The 16,233-nt window shown below is 35.2% G+C and carries 12 protein-coding genes; 10 read left to right on the top strand and 2 right to left on the bottom strand.

The genetic code is table 11. From position 1 onward, the window contains the following. The first annotated feature begins 225 nt into the window (after nt 1-225). On the top strand, nt 226-915 hold the full coding sequence (locus tag FLV_RS15680; RefSeq protein ID WP_243235149.1) for an NUDIX hydrolase: 690 nt from the start codon (nt 226-228) through the stop codon (nt 913-915). A gap of 344 nt (nt 916-1,259) precedes the next feature. Here the strand turns inward: FLV_RS15680 and FLV_RS15675 are convergent, their stop codons facing one another. Next, on the bottom strand, nt 1,260-2,402 hold the full coding sequence (locus FLV_RS15675; RefSeq protein WP_243235148.1) for a geranylgeranyl reductase family protein: 1,143 nt from the start codon (nt 2,400-2,402) through the stop codon (nt 1,260-1,262). Nucleotides 2,403-2,507: 105 nt separating this feature from the next. After that, complete coding sequence (locus tag FLV_RS15670) at nt 2,508-3,506, bottom strand: GntR family transcriptional regulator (protein ID WP_243235147.1); 999 nt, start codon at nt 3,504-3,506, stop codon at nt 2,508-2,510. 235 nt (nt 3,507-3,741) lie between these two features. Between FLV_RS15670 and FLV_RS15665 the strand changes: the two genes are divergently transcribed. From FLV_RS15665 to galE, 9 genes are all read left to right on the top strand, one after another. Next, a complete protein-coding gene (locus FLV_RS15665; RefSeq protein ID WP_243235146.1) occupies nt 3,742-6,687 on the top strand; it encodes a SusC/RagA family TonB-linked outer membrane protein in 2,946 nt (981 codons plus the stop codon). 4 nt (nt 6,688-6,691) lie between these two features. Further along, the gene (locus FLV_RS15660; protein WP_243235145.1) at nt 6,692-8,299 is read left to right on the top strand and encodes a RagB/SusD family nutrient uptake outer membrane protein; all 1,608 of its coding nucleotides are present in this window, start codon (nt 6,692-6,694) and stop codon (nt 8,297-8,299) included. Between the two features lie 33 nt (nt 8,300-8,332). Continuing rightward, nucleotides 8,333-9,391, top strand: a complete 1,059-nt coding sequence (locus tag FLV_RS15655) for a SusE domain-containing protein (protein WP_243235144.1) — start codon at nt 8,333-8,335, stop codon at nt 9,389-9,391. A 141-nt stretch (nt 9,392-9,532) separates the two neighbouring features. Further along, entirely contained in the window at nt 9,533-10,582 is a 1,050-nt protein-coding gene (locus FLV_RS15650) for an aldose epimerase family protein (protein ID WP_243235143.1), read from the top strand. Between the two features lie 78 nt (nt 10,583-10,660). Then, nucleotides 10,661-11,752: an arabinogalactan endo-beta-1,4-galactanase gene (locus FLV_RS15645; protein WP_243235142.1), complete on the top strand. Its 1,092-nt coding sequence runs from the start codon at nt 10,661-10,663 to the stop codon at nt 11,750-11,752. Nucleotides 11,753-11,758: 6 nt separating this feature from the next. Next, nucleotides 11,759-12,790 (top strand): arabinogalactan endo-beta-1,4-galactanase, encoded by a 1,032-nt coding sequence (locus FLV_RS15640; protein WP_243235141.1) that lies wholly within the window; start codon nt 11,759-11,761, stop codon nt 12,788-12,790. Between the two features lie 82 nt (nt 12,791-12,872). Next, the gene (galK, locus tag FLV_RS15635; RefSeq protein WP_243235140.1) at nt 12,873-14,045 is read left to right on the top strand and encodes a galactokinase; all 1,173 of its coding nucleotides are present in this window, start codon (nt 12,873-12,875) and stop codon (nt 14,043-14,045) included. Nucleotides 14,046-14,047: 2 nt separating this feature from the next. Continuing rightward, nucleotides 14,048-15,097 carry a UDP-glucose--hexose-1-phosphate uridylyltransferase gene (locus tag FLV_RS15630; protein ID WP_243235139.1) on the top strand — a complete coding sequence of 350 codons (1,050 nt, stop codon included), beginning with the start codon at nt 14,048-14,050 and terminating at the stop codon, nt 15,095-15,097. A 2-nt stretch (nt 15,098-15,099) separates the two neighbouring features. Beyond that, nucleotides 15,100-16,113 (top strand): UDP-glucose 4-epimerase GalE, encoded by a 1,014-nt coding sequence (gene galE / locus FLV_RS15625; protein ID WP_243235138.1) that lies wholly within the window; start codon nt 15,100-15,102, stop codon nt 16,111-16,113. Nucleotides 16,114-16,233: the final 120 nt, after the last annotated feature.

Here is a 16,233-nt window from a genome sequence, read left to right as displayed (position 1 = left end):
AAACAAAAAATTGATATAATTTTGTCTTTACAAAGCATTGGTGAGGTTTATTGGTTCGCAAAACAAATTTACTAAACCTCTGCTTTGTTTTTTTATGATATCCAAACTAGCAACTTGAATTAATTATTACTTTTAATTCAACTTAATAAATAAGTGTAATAAGCACATTAATAAAATTATGAAACCTATTAGGAAGTTTATATATTTACCCTCAAATTATAACACATGATAAACAGCTATAGCTCTGCGGATAAGGTTTTATTAGCAGTAGATTGTATCATTTTTGGATTCGACCATCAGGGACTAAAAATACTTTTGATTAAAAGGGACTTTGAGCCAGAAAAAGGAAAATGGTCCTTAATAGGAGGATTCTTAAAACGTGATGAAATATTGGACAACGCCGCCATTCGTATTTTGAATACCTATACCGGGTTACACGATATCTATATGGAACAACTGCATGCCTACAGTGAAATAGACCGTGACCCTGTTGACAGGACTATTTCTGTATCCTATTATGCACTAATTAATATTGAAAACCATAATGAGGAACTGATTAAAAATTATCATGCAGAATGGTTTAGTATTGTCGATGCGCCAAATCTTATTTTTGACCACAATCAGATGGTTAAGCATGCTATCAAAAGGTTGCGTTACAGAACTTCGATAAAACCAATTGGGTTTGAGTTATTGCCGGAAAAATTTACCATGCGCCAACTCCTTGAATTATATGAAGCTATTTTGAGCAAAGAACTCGACAAACGTAACTTTATCAGTAAAATTAATTCATTGGAAATTTTAAATAAACTGGACGAAAAAGACATGCAATCTTCCAGAAAAGGATCTTATCTGTATACTTTCAACAAAGAAAAATATGAGGAAAAATTATTAAACGATTTTGTCCTGAATTTATAAAAACAACCTGCAGATGTAGCTTTTTAGCCTGCGGATACTTTAAAAACGAAACCCTGAAAGATGCTAACTTTCAGGGTTTTTTATTTGATTTTTAATGGACTTATAAAACAGAATCCCTAAACTAAACCACTATGGATTGAAAGTCCATAGATTTGGTTTGGCAGACTGAAAGCCTGCAAGATTAAAAGTTTAATTTTAACCACAAATTGCACAAATTTTCACGAATTATTTGTGTCAATTTGTACAATTTGTGGTATAATTTTTTTTTTTGAACCTGAAAGCGAAATATACTAAAGCACATAGTTTTAAACTATTTTTGAGACTAATAAAACTGACTATTTAAATTAAAAAATAGCCCCTTTAATTTTTTCACGTATAGCCTTTTTATAATCTTTAGGATAGGTTCTGGCTCCCATAAAAATATCAGTCATGGCATTGGCCAAAACAGGTCCGTAGTTTTTGGCGATGAAGTTGCGTAGTATCTTTTTGCTGTAGAAAATTTTAGCCAGAGTAACTCCGGATTTTATTTCGGGTAAAATACTGTTTTCTATTTTTTCATGATACAATTCTGAAGACCGTACCGGATCAAGTTTACCTTCGATAATAGACTGGGCTGCTAAAACTCCGCTTAATATGGCATTTGAAATACCTTCGGCAAGTACCGGGTCTGCAAATCCTGCTGAGTCTCCAATTAAAAAAACATTTTTTTTGACAAAAGTATCTGTTCTTGGAGAAACCGGAATGACAAATCCGTGGGCGTCTTCTTTTACAATTTCTGTAATTCCCAACGTTTTTAAATAGGCTGCATAATATTTTTTCAAATCAATCTTCTGGTTCGCTTTGGTCAAAATACAAACCCCTACAGACAAATGATTTTTTTTAGGAAAGCACCAGCCATAACCATACGGAATGGCATCTACATCGAAACGTACATTTTTTGACAATCTTTCAAAATCAGCTAAGGGGACTTCTATTTCGTATTCTAAAGCCGGAATGACTGTTCGGGTTTCTTTCCATCCGGCCATTTTAGCAATGGGACTCAAAGCACCATCTCCGGCAATGATAAATTTTGCCTGTATATCGCCCTCAGAAGTATGAAGAGTCTGAATATCTCCAAAAGTAATATCAGTAACTTTATGATTCTGCAAAAGAGTGACACCATTTTCTTTTGCTTTTTCTACAATCAGATTATCAAAAGCATCACGCATAATCATGCTAATGATGGGCTGGTCTCTTTTTGTCGTAAGTTTGATGTTGGTGTTTGAAAAATAAGTATCGACTTCGTAAAATTCTTTTTCAACGACAGATGAAATATCAAAAGGAATATTATTTCTTCCTCTGTGAACCAAACCTCCACCACACGTTTTATATCTTGGCAATATTTCTTTCTCAATTATGACAGTCGTAATTCCGCTTTTCGATAATTCAAAAGCTGCAGAAGCTCCGGCCGGACCGCTTCCAATTATGGCTACATCAAATACGTTCATTGTTTTTTTTTCAAAACTAAAGGAATCATAAGTAAAAACAAAATTTTGATTAAAAGAACGTTCTTTTAATTTCGAAAAATCAGGGAAATTAAAACCCCTTGATTCTTAAAGCGAATGGCGCATAATCAGTGAAGATTTATTTTCGATCTGTTCATTTTTTCCTTTAAGAACCATCTCAGCCAGAATTTTCCCCATGGCTTCAAAATGTGTTGAAATAGTAGTAATTCCATGTGCAACCACTTTTTTCAAGGGAGTTTCATTATAAGAAATAATTCCAAAATCGGTTCCTAGTTTCAAATTGTGATTTCTGGCTTCTTCAATTACTCCTACCAAATCCCTGTCATTCGGAATAACATACAAATCCCCAATTTCGATTTCGTGATCGGTAAATTGTGTAATAATTTCGTAATCAAAATGATGCTCTGTACAAAAATTTTCGAACCCGGTTTTCATTCCTAACGGCTCTCTGAACCCCGGAAAAATTAAGATCAGTTTATTGTATTTACTTAATCTGGATCTTCCTTTGTAAAGTCCTTCAAAAATATCTTTTTGATGGTTTTGATAAATAGCAGGATACGATTTTAAGTCAGCATTGGTCTGATCTAAGATAATTACTTCATTTACTGGTAGGGTTTTTATGGTATCAGCTATATCGATTAAGTTGGTTGGCATAATAATATATTTGGTATAATTTCCATTACTGTCATTTATCAGTTTTTTGAATACCGGAACATTAAAGTGATGAAAAAAAATATCTACCTGAACGTTTTTTCCTATATTTTTTAAAAACGAATTATAGATGTCTTCCTTAAAAATATTTAACTCATCAAAAAGTAAAAAAACCTTCTGTTTAATTGAGGTTTCAACACTTTTAACATAATATCCCTTACCGGGAATTGCATAAATTATCCCTCTTTTTTTGAGTTCGTCATAGGCTTGTAATACTGTATCCCGAGATAATGAAAAAGCCAGACAAACCTTGTTTACAGAAGGGAGCCTGTCTCCTTTTACCAATTTTTCTTCTTCGATAGCCTTTTCAATTGAAAGAATTATCTGCTTATACTTTGGTAAACCATGATTATTTTGAATTGAAATAATATTCATAAAAAAATATTTTTGGGCGCAATATACAAAAACTGGTAGGTACTGGTATGTTAAACTTTAAAATAAATATAATTTTGAATTCTGTTATTAATAAAAAATAGGTGGAAATAAAACATAAATCTCATTTTTGATATTGTTAAAATGAGATATTTATTTTTAATAAAACGTTTTATTATTGATTGTTAATGACAGAAAATTACAAAAACCAACTCAAACAAAAACCACTTAAAAAAGTATGAAAAAAATTCACAACAGAGTTTTACTTTTATTGCTTTTGCTTCCGTTTTGTGTTTTCGCTCAGAACACAATTAAAGGAGTTGTTCTGGACAAAAGTTCTGGACAGCCCATACCGGGAGTAAACATAAAAGTATCAGGAGGAAATTTAAATGCCTCAACCGATTTTGACGGAAAATTTGAATTTTCAGGAGTAAAATCAGAAAATCAAATTACTTTCTCTTACACGGGTTACGCTACACAGACAGTAACCATTGGAACGCAGAAAACCTTAACTGTTTATCTTCTGGAAGACACTAATTTACTTAAAGAAGTTGTCGTTCAGGTTGGATACGGTTCTATAAAAAAGAAAGATGCAACCGGTGCCGTAACAGCGCTTACTACAAAAGATTTTAACAAAGGAAACAATATTACGACTGAAAACCTTCTGAACGGAAGAGTGGCCGGTTTAACAATTAATTCTTCAGGAGCTCCCGGCTCTTTGTCTGAGATAAGAATTAGAGGAGGTAGTTCGCTTTTCGCCAGCAACAATCCTTTAATTGTTATTGACGGATTACCGCTTGACAACACAACCAACACCGGTTCTGCTTCATTTCTGGCTTCTTTAAATCCGGCTACCGTAGAATCGATGACCGTTTTAAAAGATGCATCGGCTACTGCTATTTATGGTTCTCGTGCCTCAAATGGTGTGATTATTATTACAACTAAAAAAGGAAGCAAAACCTTATCTGTTGATTACAACGTACAATATGCTGCAGGAAGACTAATTAAAACCGTTGATGTTTTTAGTGCAGATGAATTTAGAAGTATTATTGCTGATAGAAGACCTGGCGACCTGAATAAATTGGGAACTGCCAATACCGATTGGCAAAAAGCCATTTACAGAAACACAGGATCACTTGATCAGAGTTTAGCTGTCAGAGGAAGTTTATTCAACATTCTTCCGACCAGCTTAACTTTAGGAAACACAGATCAGCAAGGTTTGCGTTTAACAAATGGTTTTAAAAGAAACACCGTTGGTTTAGTTATGAATCCTTCTTTTCTGGAAAATCATTTAAAAGTAAGAATGTCTGCCAATTATGCTTACGAAAAAAACAGATTTACAGATGGTGTTGAAGGAGCTGCTATCGGATTTGACCCAACTCAGCCTATAAAAGTTGAAGGAGCTCCGTACGATGGTTATTTTGAACACCTTACCGGAACTGTTGATGCTAACGGAAATTATCCATTAGATCCAAATGCCGCCAGAAATCCGGTTTCTCAGTTATTAAATACTAACGACATTGGAACAAGTGACCGATTTTTTGGAAATTTTGAAGTAGATTACAAATTTCACTTTTTGCCTGAATTAAGAGCCGTTGCTAATGTAGGATTTGATGAATCGAAAGGAGAAAGAACCAGATTGGTTGGCGCTAATGCAGGTTCTGCACCATCAAACGAGAATGTTCCTTATGGTACTGATGAATATACCAGAGCAAGAAGACAAAATAAATTACTGGACACTTATTTAGTGTATAATAAAACTTTTAATTCTTTAGTTTTTGAGTTAACAGGAGGTTATTCGTATCAAAAATTTGAAAGTTCAAAATTTGAAACCGGTAATATTTTAAATCCGGATCTGCCTTCAACATTTCCTGAACCAACTACAGATACAGACACTTTTTTGATAGGATTTTTTGCCAGAACAAATTTAAATTTCAGAGACAAATATTTACTGACTTTATCTTACAGAAGAGATGGTTCTTCAAGATTTGCAGATGATAACCGTTGGGGAAATTTCCCTTCTGTCGCTTTTGCATGGAAAATCAAAGAAGATTTCCTGAAAGACAACAACACAATATCTGACTTAAAATTAAGATTAAGTTATGGTATTACAGGTCAGCAGGATATTCCAGAACCAAACAGTTACCTTCAGAAATATGAATTGGGAGGCGGAAACTCTCAATATTATTTTGGAACAACTCCAACTCCTATAGCACTTCCTTCTAAATTAACCAATGATTTAAAATGGGAAGAAACCACTACCTACAACGCAGGTGTTGATTTCGGATTTTTAGATAATCGTCTTACTGCAAGTTTGGATGCTTATTATAAAGATTCTAAAGATTTATTAGCCAATGTGGCTACCTCTGACGGAAGTAATTATTCCAACAGAGTATATCAAAACATTGGTAGCTTTACTACAAAAGGAATCGAGTTTACCCTTAATGCCAATGCTGTTAAAACCAAAGATTTCAATTGGAATATGAACTTTAATGCTGCCAAATTTGAGCGCAGAATTACAGAATTAGCCATTGGATCTGATATCTTCTTAGGAGACAACATCGCCGGAACCGGAACACCGGGACAAATTTTCAGAGAAGGGTTTACACCTTATTCTTTCTACGTTTACAAACAATTATACGATACCGAAGGAAAGCCAATCGATGGTGCTTTTGCTGATTTGAACGGAGACGGTGTAAAAAATGATGCTGACAAGTATATTTATAACAATCCGGATCCTGACTTTACTTTAGGATTTGCATCAAATATGAATTACAAAAAGTTTGATTTCTCTTTCAATTTAAGAGCAAGTGTCGGGAACCGAATTTTTAATGCAATAGATGCTTCAAGAGCCCAATATGATTCTATGGAAAATGGTGGTGTTTTAAGCAACATACCTTCATCTATTGTAAATACGAATTTCCAGACCGCTTCAAATGTTTCTTTATCAGATATTTATATTGAAAACGCTTCGTTCTTAAAAATGGATAACATTACTTTAGGATACACTTTTGAAAACTGGTTAAACGACAAAGCTTCATTAAGAATATCAACAGGAGTTCAGAACGTTTTTGTAATTACAAAATACAGTGGTTTAGATCCTGAAATTACAAACAACGGTGTAGATAAAACCATTTACCCAAGACAACGCTCTTTCTTGTTTGGTCTTAACCTTAAATTTTAATACAATGAAAAAATATATAGTAATAACCATTTTAGCCCTGACTACTGTTTTTCATTCTTGCACGGATGATTTAAATGTAGTCTCTGAAGACGATGACGTACTTTCGGCAGATGTTTTGTTTGCTACTCCGGAGGGATATAAAAATGCCGCTGCGGGAGTTTACGGAAACTTGACTTTAACCGGTGTTATAGGACCTAATAATTCTTCATTAGAAGGTGTAGATGCTGGAACAAGCCAGTTTACAAGATGTTTGCTGTACATGCAGGAACTAACAACAGACGAATTGGTCTGGAGCTATGAAAATGATGGAGGAACTGCCGAATTGCAGCGTACTATCTGGACAGCTTCGAACCCGGTCATTTTAGGAATGTTCAGTAGAACGATGGTATCGGTTTCCTATGCTAATGAATTTTTACGTCAGAGTACACCTGAAAAATTAAGTGCCAGAAAAATTACAGATGCAGCTGCTTTGGCTGATATTGAACTTTACCGAAACGAAATTCGTGTTTTAAGAGCTTATGCATATTACAACATGATGGATTTGTTTGGAAAAGCACCTATGTACACTGAAAATGATCCTATCAATTTTAGAGGTCCTCAATATGACAGAAAGCAATTATTTGATTTTATCGAAAGCGAATTAAAAGCTGTTTTGCCAAATTTAAAACCGGCAAGAACAAATATTTACGGAAGATTAGACCAGTCTATGGCGCGTATGATTCTGGCAAAAATATATTTGAATGCTCAGGTTTACACACAAACCAACCGTTTTAATGACTGTATAACAATGTGTAATGAAATCATTGCCAGCGGTTATACCTTAAAACCAAAATATCTGGAAAACTTTATGGCAGACAACAATACGTCTGAAGAAATTATTTTCGGAATTCAGTCTGATGGAACTGTATCTCAAAACTGGGGAGCGACAACAGTTTTAACCAATGGACAAATTGGAGCCTGGGAAAATAATGCTGCCGATTTTGGAATTGGAGGCTGGACAGGAGCACTTCGTATCAGAAAAGAATTTGCTCAAAAATTTGATGGTACAAAATTTAGCCAGGATGACAGAAATACGGTTGGAAAAGGTGTAGCGGGAGATGCCGCAAAACAAAGAACTATCGATATTGCAGATATTGGTGTAAAAACGCAAGGATATATTTTATCTAAATTCTCTAATAAAACTTCTGCAGGAGTAAACGGGTCGAGCTCTACATACGCAGATACTGATTTTCCATTATTCAGATTAGCCGATGTTTATCTAATGTATGCAGAAGCAACTTTAAGAGGAGGAAACGGAACAACCTCACAGGCACTTGCGTATGTAAACGATTTAAGAAAAAGAGCCAATAACAATTCTACTATTGGAAACATCCTTTTAAGCGAACTGACCCTTGACTTTTTAATCGATGAAAGAGCACGTGAATTGCACTGGGAAGCACACCGAAGACAAGATTTGATCCGTTTTGGAAAATATACAGGAGGATCTTACAACTGGGCATGGAAAGGAAATACAGCCAAAGGAATTTCGATTCCGGCTTATAGAAATGTTTTTCCAATTCCTGAAGGTTCATTGGGAGCTAATAAAAACTTAACTCAAAATACCGGTTACTAAAAAAAGCTGTTTAACAACATAAACGATAAGAAAATGAAAAATATATATAAAATTTTTATTGCAGTGGCAATGCTTACAGGATTGTGGTCTTGTGAAAACGAAGAAAATTTAATGATTGCAGAACCTCAGGAAGCTGCTTTCTCCATCGTCACGCCAGAAGCAGGTTCTTCTACTATTCTAAATAAAGACACTCCAAACAACACTGCCTTAACCGTAACCTGGGAAAAAGTAAACTACGGAGCACCAACAACTATTACTTACACCGTACAATTTGCAACAACAGATACTGAATTTTCAGCCCCTGTAGATATAACATCTGCCGCTGCTACTCACGCCACAATTACCGTAGCTGAACTTAATGCAAAGGCATTAGAACTTGGATTAGAACCCGGTGTTGAAGGGAGTATTGACCTAAGAATTAAATCGACAATAGGAACAACAGGTTCTGAGCCAAAATTCTCAGACATAATTACCATTCTTGTTACTCCATACGAAGGTGTTACCCCTGCAATTGACTTATATTTAATAGGTGATGGAACTGCAGATGGATGGAATATTTCAAACAATCTTATGCCAATTTTTAGAGACCCTGCAGACAATGCAAAACACTATTATACAGGATACTTAAACTCAGGTGGTTTTAAATTAGTCGAGCAAATTGGTTTCTGGGCTCCTGCTTATGGTTCTAACGGAGATAAAGTACAATACAGAGCTACTGAAAGTGATGCTGATCCTAGTGCTTTTCCAACAACAGCTCCAGGTTATTATTCATTCGAAATCAATACTAAAGATTTAACTTATAAAATTGCGCCGTTTAGCGGAACCCTGCCAAATTACACAACAGTAGGTATAATTGGAGATGCTGCACCATTAGACAATTGGGGAACCAGTGTTGCTATGACCAAGTCAACTTTTAATCCACATATTTGGAAAATCACTTATACTTTTACAACAGACGGTAAATTTAAATTCCTTGCCGATACTAATTGGATTGGCGACAGTGCAGGAGCTGATATTCAGGTTAAAGCTGGTAAATACAATATATGGTTTAATGATATCGATAACCGTTACACGTTAATAGCTATTCCTTAATTGATACTGATTTAAGAAGCCTCAACCCTATTTGAGGCTTCTTATTCTTTTAAAAAAATTCAATCAATAAAACTGGTAGGTACTGGTATGTTTTATTTCGGAAACATTTATATTTTTGACCACCTGATTTAATATAATCTAATGAAAACATCATCATTTACAGAAACTCAAAATGAATCGGCTTTACAATTCTTTGGTACAACACCAAATGATATTGCGGTACATTCTTATCTTTTAAAAAATAAAAATGGAATGCAGGCTGAGATCATTACATACGGAGCAACTGTAAAAAGTCTAAAGATTCCTGTAAACGAAAAGTTGGTAGATGTTGTTCTGGGTTTTGATGATCTCGATTCTTATCTAAAATCATATCATTTACCAAGCGCTCCTTATTTTGGAACAACCGTTGGACGCTATGCCGGAAGGATTCATAAAGGTTCTTTTCAGTTAAATGATAAAACTTTTCAGTTAAACCAAAATAACAACAGCAATACTTTACATGGCGGTGTTATTGGTTTTGGAGAAAAAGTCTGGAAGGTTGCCCATATCACAACTGATGAAAATCCTTCGATTGCCTTATCGCTTTTAAGTGAAGATGCCGAAGAAAATTTCCCGGGAACATTACAGGTCGTTTTAACGTACACTTTAACCGAAAAAAACGAATTAAAATTAGAATATAAAGCAACCTCTACTCATGACACCATTATAAATCTTACGCATCACAGTTATTTTAACCTTAATGGCCACGACTCTGATGTTTTAGACCAGGTTATGTTTGTCAATGCTGATGAAACTTTAGAAACTAACGAAGAAGGTATTCCTACCGGAAAATTTACAAACCTGACTCATACTAAATTTGATTTCAGAACATTCAAAAATTGTCCATCTGTTATAGACAATTCATTTGTAATCGAATCAAAAAATGCTGTGGCTGCCAAATTATTCAGTGCTAAAAACAATTTAGAGATGAACGTTTACACCGATCAGCCAAGCGTGCATGTGTATGTTGGAGGAAATTGTTTTAATATCCTGAAAGGAAAAGAAAACACCCATTATCATTCGGTAAGTGGAATTTGTTTTGAAACACAAAATTTCCCGGATGCTCCAAATCACAAACATTTCCCAAATTCAATTTTGAAAAAAGGAGAAGAATACATTCAAAAAACAACTTATAAATTTCAATCATTATAAAGATAAACCTTAAAAAAGTCTGTAAAAGCAAACCAATACAAAGGTTACAACACACATGATCGATAAAAACTTAGATACATGAAAAAACATATAAAATTTCTTGGGTTGCTTGTAATAGCAGCAATTCAATTTTCTTGTTCAGGCGACGACAACAAAGATACAACTGTTGCCCAACCACCTGCAGATGATACTTTTATCAGAGGATCCGACATTTCATACCTTCCTGAAATGGAATCTATTGGAACTAAATTCTACAATAATGGCAAAGCTGAAGATATGCTTACAACCCTTAAAAATGCAGGTTGTAATATCGTGCGAATCCGTTTATGGAAAAATCCGGTAAATGGCCGTTCAGGTATGGCTGAAGTAAAAGCACTGGCAGAAAAGTCAAGAAGAGCAGGCCTTAGAGTTTGGCTAACGGTTCATTATTCAGATAGCTGGGCAGATCCGGAAAAACAGGTAACCCCAAAAGAATGGGAAAAATTATCTTTTGAGGACTTGAAAAAAGCTGTAACTGCCTATACAGAAGAAATCATCAGGGAAATCAATCCTGATATTATTCAGATAGGAAACGAAATCAACAGCGGATTACTTTTTCCAACAGGACATTTAATGAACAATGAGCAACAATGCATTGCTTTATTGACAGCTGCAAGCCAGGCAGTTCGTGCAAAATCATCAAATGCAAAAATCATGATTCATTATGCAGATATAGATGGTGGTAAAACGGATTGGTTTTTCAACAAAATGAATAGTATTGATTATGATTATATAGGATTATCATACTACCCTATGCATCACGGGAAAAATTTGAGTCAAATAACAGCTACAATTAATGCCCTTGGAGAAAAATATGGTAAAAAAGTTGTGATTGCAGAAACATCTTACCCTTTTACATTGTTGTATAATGATTTTACAAACAACAATTTAGGATCAAGTGATCAATTAGTTCCCGGATATCCGGCAACTCCGGCAGGACAAAAAGCTTTTGTTCTGGCAGTTAGAGCTTCGGTTGCAGCGTCAACACATGGACAGGGATTTGCTTACTGGGGTGGCGAATGGGTTGCTTTTAGAGGAAAAGAATCTGCATTCGGTTCAACTTATGAGAATCAGGCTTTATATAGTTTTGACAACAATGCTTTATCTGTAATGCAGGCTTTCGCCAGATAGTAAAACATGAAAAAATATTTTAAAATAGTCCCTTTTTTGCTTGCTATTGCCATTCTATTTACTTCATGTAAGTCAAAAATGGTAAGTAAAAAAGGCTCTTTTTCAAAAGGGGCCGATGTGGGCTGGTTACCACAAATGGAGGCAACAGGTTATAAATTTTATGATGCAGACGGCTCTGAAAAAGACTGCCTGCAATTATTAAAAGACAGAGGAATCAATACCATTCGTTTGCGTGTATGGGTAAATCCTTCTGATGATAAAGCAAGCGGACATTGCAGTCCAGAGGAAACAGTTGTTATGGCAGTTCGTGCTCAAAAATTAGGTATGCGCATCATGATTGATTTTCACTACAGCGATACCTGGGCAGATCCCGGAAAACAAAAAAAACCGGCTGCCTGGACAAATCATTCCTTTCCTGAGTTACTAAACGATGTTTACAAGCATACCTATGATGTTTTAACCTTGCTGAAAAAAGCCGGAGTTACGCCGGAGTGGGTTCAGGTGGGCAATGAAATTCCGGGTGGAATGCTTTGGCCCGACGGAAGCACAGACAACTTTGCCCAACTCGCACAATTGCTTAATCAAGGATATGATGCTACAAAAGCCATAGATTCAAAAATTAAGGTTATCGTTCATTTAGACGAAGGAAACAAAAGTGAAAAATTCAGATGGTTTTTTGATAAAGCAACGGAACTGAATGTAAAATATGACGTAATTGGTCTTTCCTATTATCCTTTTTGGATAAAAACCGATTATAAAGAAAACATTGCCGATTTAGAAAATAATTTAAAAGACATGGCTGCTCGTTACAACAAAGAGGTCATGGTGGTAGAAGTGGGCGGCGATTATACACTGGTTGAAAACACACGGGATATGCTGACAGCAGTAATAAAAGCTGTAAAAAATGTTCCTGACAATAAAGGTTTAGGCGTTATTTACTGGGAACCTCAGGGCGCAAAAAACTGGAGTCATTATCAGCTAAGTGCCTGGCTCGATAACGGAAAACCGTCTCCTGCACTGGATGCTTTTAAAGAATAACCCGCAATGAAGTGATAATTAAAAAATAAAGTAACGTTTAAAGCAAATCAGATAAATTACGATACAAAACAATTACAAAATAATGAACGAGATTTTAATACAAAACACCACTGCTTTTTTTGAGAAATCATTCGGAACAACTCCTCAAAAAATTGTACTTTCTCCAGGGAGAATCAATATTATTGGCGAACATATCGATTATAACGATGGTTATGTTTTACCGGCAGCAATTGACAAAATAATCTGTTTTGCTTTTGAAAAAAGCAATTCGAAAACATCAAAAATTATTGCCATCGATTTAAATGAAGAATTTGAAGCTGACCTGACTCAGCAAATTCAGTTAAGCGATGTAGTCTGGACAAATTATATTTTGGGTGTTATCAAACAATTGCAGGATAATGGTTTTTCTTTCGAAGGTTTCAATTGTGTTTTTAGCAGTAATATTCCGGTTGGTTCAGGATTATCATCATCGGCGGCTTTAGAATGCGGAATGATTTTCGGAATAAAAGAACTTTTCGATTTAAAAATGGAGAAAGTGGATATTGCTCTGATGGGACAAAAAGCAGAACACTGGGTAGGTATTAATTGTGGCATTATGGATCAGTTTTCAAGCGTACACGGACTTGAAAACAAAGTAATAAAATTAGACTGCAACACCTTGAAATTTGAATATCACAATGCAGATTTCAAAGATTATTCGCTGGTTTTATTTGACAGTAATGTAAAACACTCCCTATTTACATCTGAATACAACAACAGAAGATTAGAGTGCGAAGAAGGACTTTCGATCATCAAAAATCATTTTCCGGAAATTAAAACGTTCAGGGATTGTACCGAAGAACAGGTTTTGAGCCTTCAGGATAAAATGACCGAAGTTGTTTTTAAAAGAGTTCACTTTGTCGTAAAAGAAATTCTTCGTGTTTCTCAGGCTTGTGAAGCTTTGGATAACGGAAATATTGAACTTTTAGGACAACTGCTTTTTGACACACACGACGGATTATCAAAAGATTATGAGGTAAGCTGCGCCGAACTGGATTTTATAGTAGAACAGGCCAAAAAAGAGGAAGCCGTAATTGGTTCCCGATTAATGGGTGGCGGTTTTGGAGGCTGTGCCATAACTTTAATCAAAAAAGGTCACGAAAACAGAATAAAAGAAGTGTTTACCAACCTTTATTTTGATACATTTGGAATTGATTTAAAAATTTATGATGTGAAGATCTCAAACGGAACATCACTTTATACCATGACAAATTGAGAATGAGAAATTTTGATATTAACGAAGACCCGCACAGACGATACAATCCATTACTAAATGAATGGGTTTTAGTTTCGCCGCATCGTGCCAAACGCCCATGGCAAGGTCAAAACGAAACTATTTCTACAGAAAAATTACCTAAATACGATTCAACCTGTTATTTATGTCCGGGAAATGTTCGCGCCAATGGCGTAAATAACCCTGATTATAAAAATTCATTTGTTTTTGAAAATGATTTTGCCGCCATGAAGCAGGATGAAATCATGTACGAAGACGATATTAAACAAACTTTTTTTAAAACACAGCCCGAGAGAGGAATTTCGAGAGTCGTTTGCTTTTCACCAAGACACGATCTTACTTTACCCGAAATGGAAGTTGACGGCATCGAAAATATTATTCGTACGTGGCAAAAAGAATATACAGATTTAGGCAAAATTGACTACATCAACCATGTTCAGATTTTTGAAAATAAAGGGAGCGTTATGGGATGCAGCAATCCGCATCCGCATGGGCAAATCTGGGCGCAGTCATCATTGCCAACCCAGGTCGAAAAAACACAAAACAACCTAAAAACGTATTTTAACAAAAACAACAGCAACCTGTTACAGGATTATCTTAAAGCTGAATTGTTGAAAGAAGAACGTATTGTAATCGAAAACGAGCATTTTGCAGCATTGGTTCCTTTTTGGGCGATCTGGCCATACGAAACCATGATTATCAGCAAAAGACATATTACCAAAATAACTGATTTTACTGCTGAAGAAGTTACATCGTATGCCGTTATTTTGAAACAGCTGACTACAAAATACGACAACCTTTTCAATACCTCATTCCCTTATTCTTCAGGAATTCATCAGGCCCCAACAGACGGACAAACGCATGAAGAATGGCAATTTCACATGCATTTTTATCCGCCATTGTTGCGTTCTGCTACTGTAAAAAAATTCATGGTAGGTTACGAAATGTTAGGCGAATCGCAACGTGATATTACACCTGAAAAAAGTGCTGCCGTTTTAAGAGAGCAATCGGATATACATTATAAAAAGAAATAAAGATGAAAATAGTCGTTACTGGCGGGTTAGGTTTTATTGGCTCACACACCGTTGTAGAATTACAAAACGAAAATTTTGAAGTAATCGTAATTGATAATCTTTCTAATTCTTCTATTGAAGTTTTGGATGGTATCGAAAGAATTACAGGTAAAAAACCACTTTTTGAACAAATCGATTTAAGAGATAAAACTGCCGTTCAGGATTTCTTTAAAAAATATGCTGATGTTTCAGGAGTGATTCATTTTGCTGCTTCAAAAGCTGTAGGCGAAAGTGTTCAGAATCCTTTATTGTATTATGAAAACAACATAAGCTCCCTGGTGTACATCCTTCAGGAATTACAGCAAAAACCGGAAGCAAGTTTTATATTCAGCTCTTCCTGTACCGTTTACGGTCAGGCCGAAGTAATGCCTATTGCAGAATCTACTCCTATCCAGCCGGCGATGTCACCTTATGGAAACACCAAACAAATTGGCGAAGAAATTATTACTGATGTGACTAAAATAAGCAATCTGAATGCCATTTTATTACGTTATTTTAATCCGGTTGGGGCACATCCATCAAACGAAATTGGCGAATTACCACTTGGAGTTCCTCAAAATTTAGTGCCGTTTATTACCCAAACCGGTGCTGGTTTACGAAAAGAATTGTCAGTTTACGGAAATGATTATCAAACTGTAGACGGAACCTGTGTTCGTGATTATATACATGTTGTCGATCTGGCAAAAGCACACGTAATTGCCTTACAGAGATTAATCAGCAAAAAAAACACAGACAAATTAGAAATTTTCAATTTAGGAACCGGAACCGGAAGTTCTGTACTAGAGGTAATTACTGCTTTTGAGAAAGCAAGCGGACAAAAATTACCATATAAAATTGTTGACAGAAGAGAAGGTGATGTTACAGAAGCCTATGCCAATACGGATAAAGCAAATAATGTACTGGGATGGAAAACGCAACTAAGCCTTGATGACGCTATTGCAAGTGCCTGGAAATGGGAACAAAAAATTAGACAATAAAAATATAGAAATTATATCTTTTTGTTACAAATGTAAAGAACACATTTATTTGTATTGTCGGTAACTATTTTTACTTTATTTTTGATTTTCAATTTGCTAAAAAAATAGCAAAATTAAAAT

This window comes from Flavobacterium pectinovorum (assembly GCF_022802975.1).
Classification (GTDB): domain Bacteria; phylum Bacteroidota; class Bacteroidia; order Flavobacteriales; family Flavobacteriaceae; genus Flavobacterium; species Flavobacterium pectinovorum_B.
The sequence above is the reverse complement of the archived record's forward strand: the minus strand, read 5'-3'. Positions and strand labels throughout refer to the sequence as shown.

Coding starts and splice junctions, on each gene's coding strand:
- FLV_RS15650 (WP_243235143.1), top strand. CDS start 9,533: ATGAAAACATCATCATTTACAGAAACTCAAAATGAATCGGCTTTACAA.
- FLV_RS15680 (WP_243235149.1), top strand. CDS start 226: ATGATAAACAGCTATAGCTCTGCGGATAAGGTTTTATTAGCAGTAGAT.
- galK (WP_243235140.1), top strand. CDS start 12,873: ATGAACGAGATTTTAATACAAAACACCACTGCTTTTTTTGAGAAATCA.
- FLV_RS15655 (WP_243235144.1), top strand. CDS start 8,333: ATGAAAAATATATATAAAATTTTTATTGCAGTGGCAATGCTTACAGGA.
- FLV_RS15640 (WP_243235141.1), top strand. CDS start 11,759: ATGAAAAAATATTTTAAAATAGTCCCTTTTTTGCTTGCTATTGCCATT.
- FLV_RS15660 (WP_243235145.1), top strand. CDS start 6,692: ATGAAAAAATATATAGTAATAACCATTTTAGCCCTGACTACTGTTTTT.
- FLV_RS15630 (WP_243235139.1), top strand. CDS start 14,048: ATGAGAAATTTTGATATTAACGAAGACCCGCACAGACGATACAATCCA.
- FLV_RS15645 (WP_243235142.1), top strand. CDS start 10,661: ATGAAAAAACATATAAAATTTCTTGGGTTGCTTGTAATAGCAGCAATT.
- FLV_RS15675 (WP_243235148.1), bottom strand. CDS start 2,402: ATGAACGTATTTGATGTAGCCATAATTGGAAGCGGTCCGGCCGGAGCT.
- FLV_RS15665 (WP_243235146.1), top strand. CDS start 3,742: ATGAAAAAAATTCACAACAGAGTTTTACTTTTATTGCTTTTGCTTCCG.
- FLV_RS15670 (WP_243235147.1), bottom strand. CDS start 3,506: ATGAATATTATTTCAATTCAAAATAATCATGGTTTACCAAAGTATAAG.
- galE (WP_243235138.1), top strand. CDS start 15,100: ATGAAAATAGTCGTTACTGGCGGGTTAGGTTTTATTGGCTCACACACC.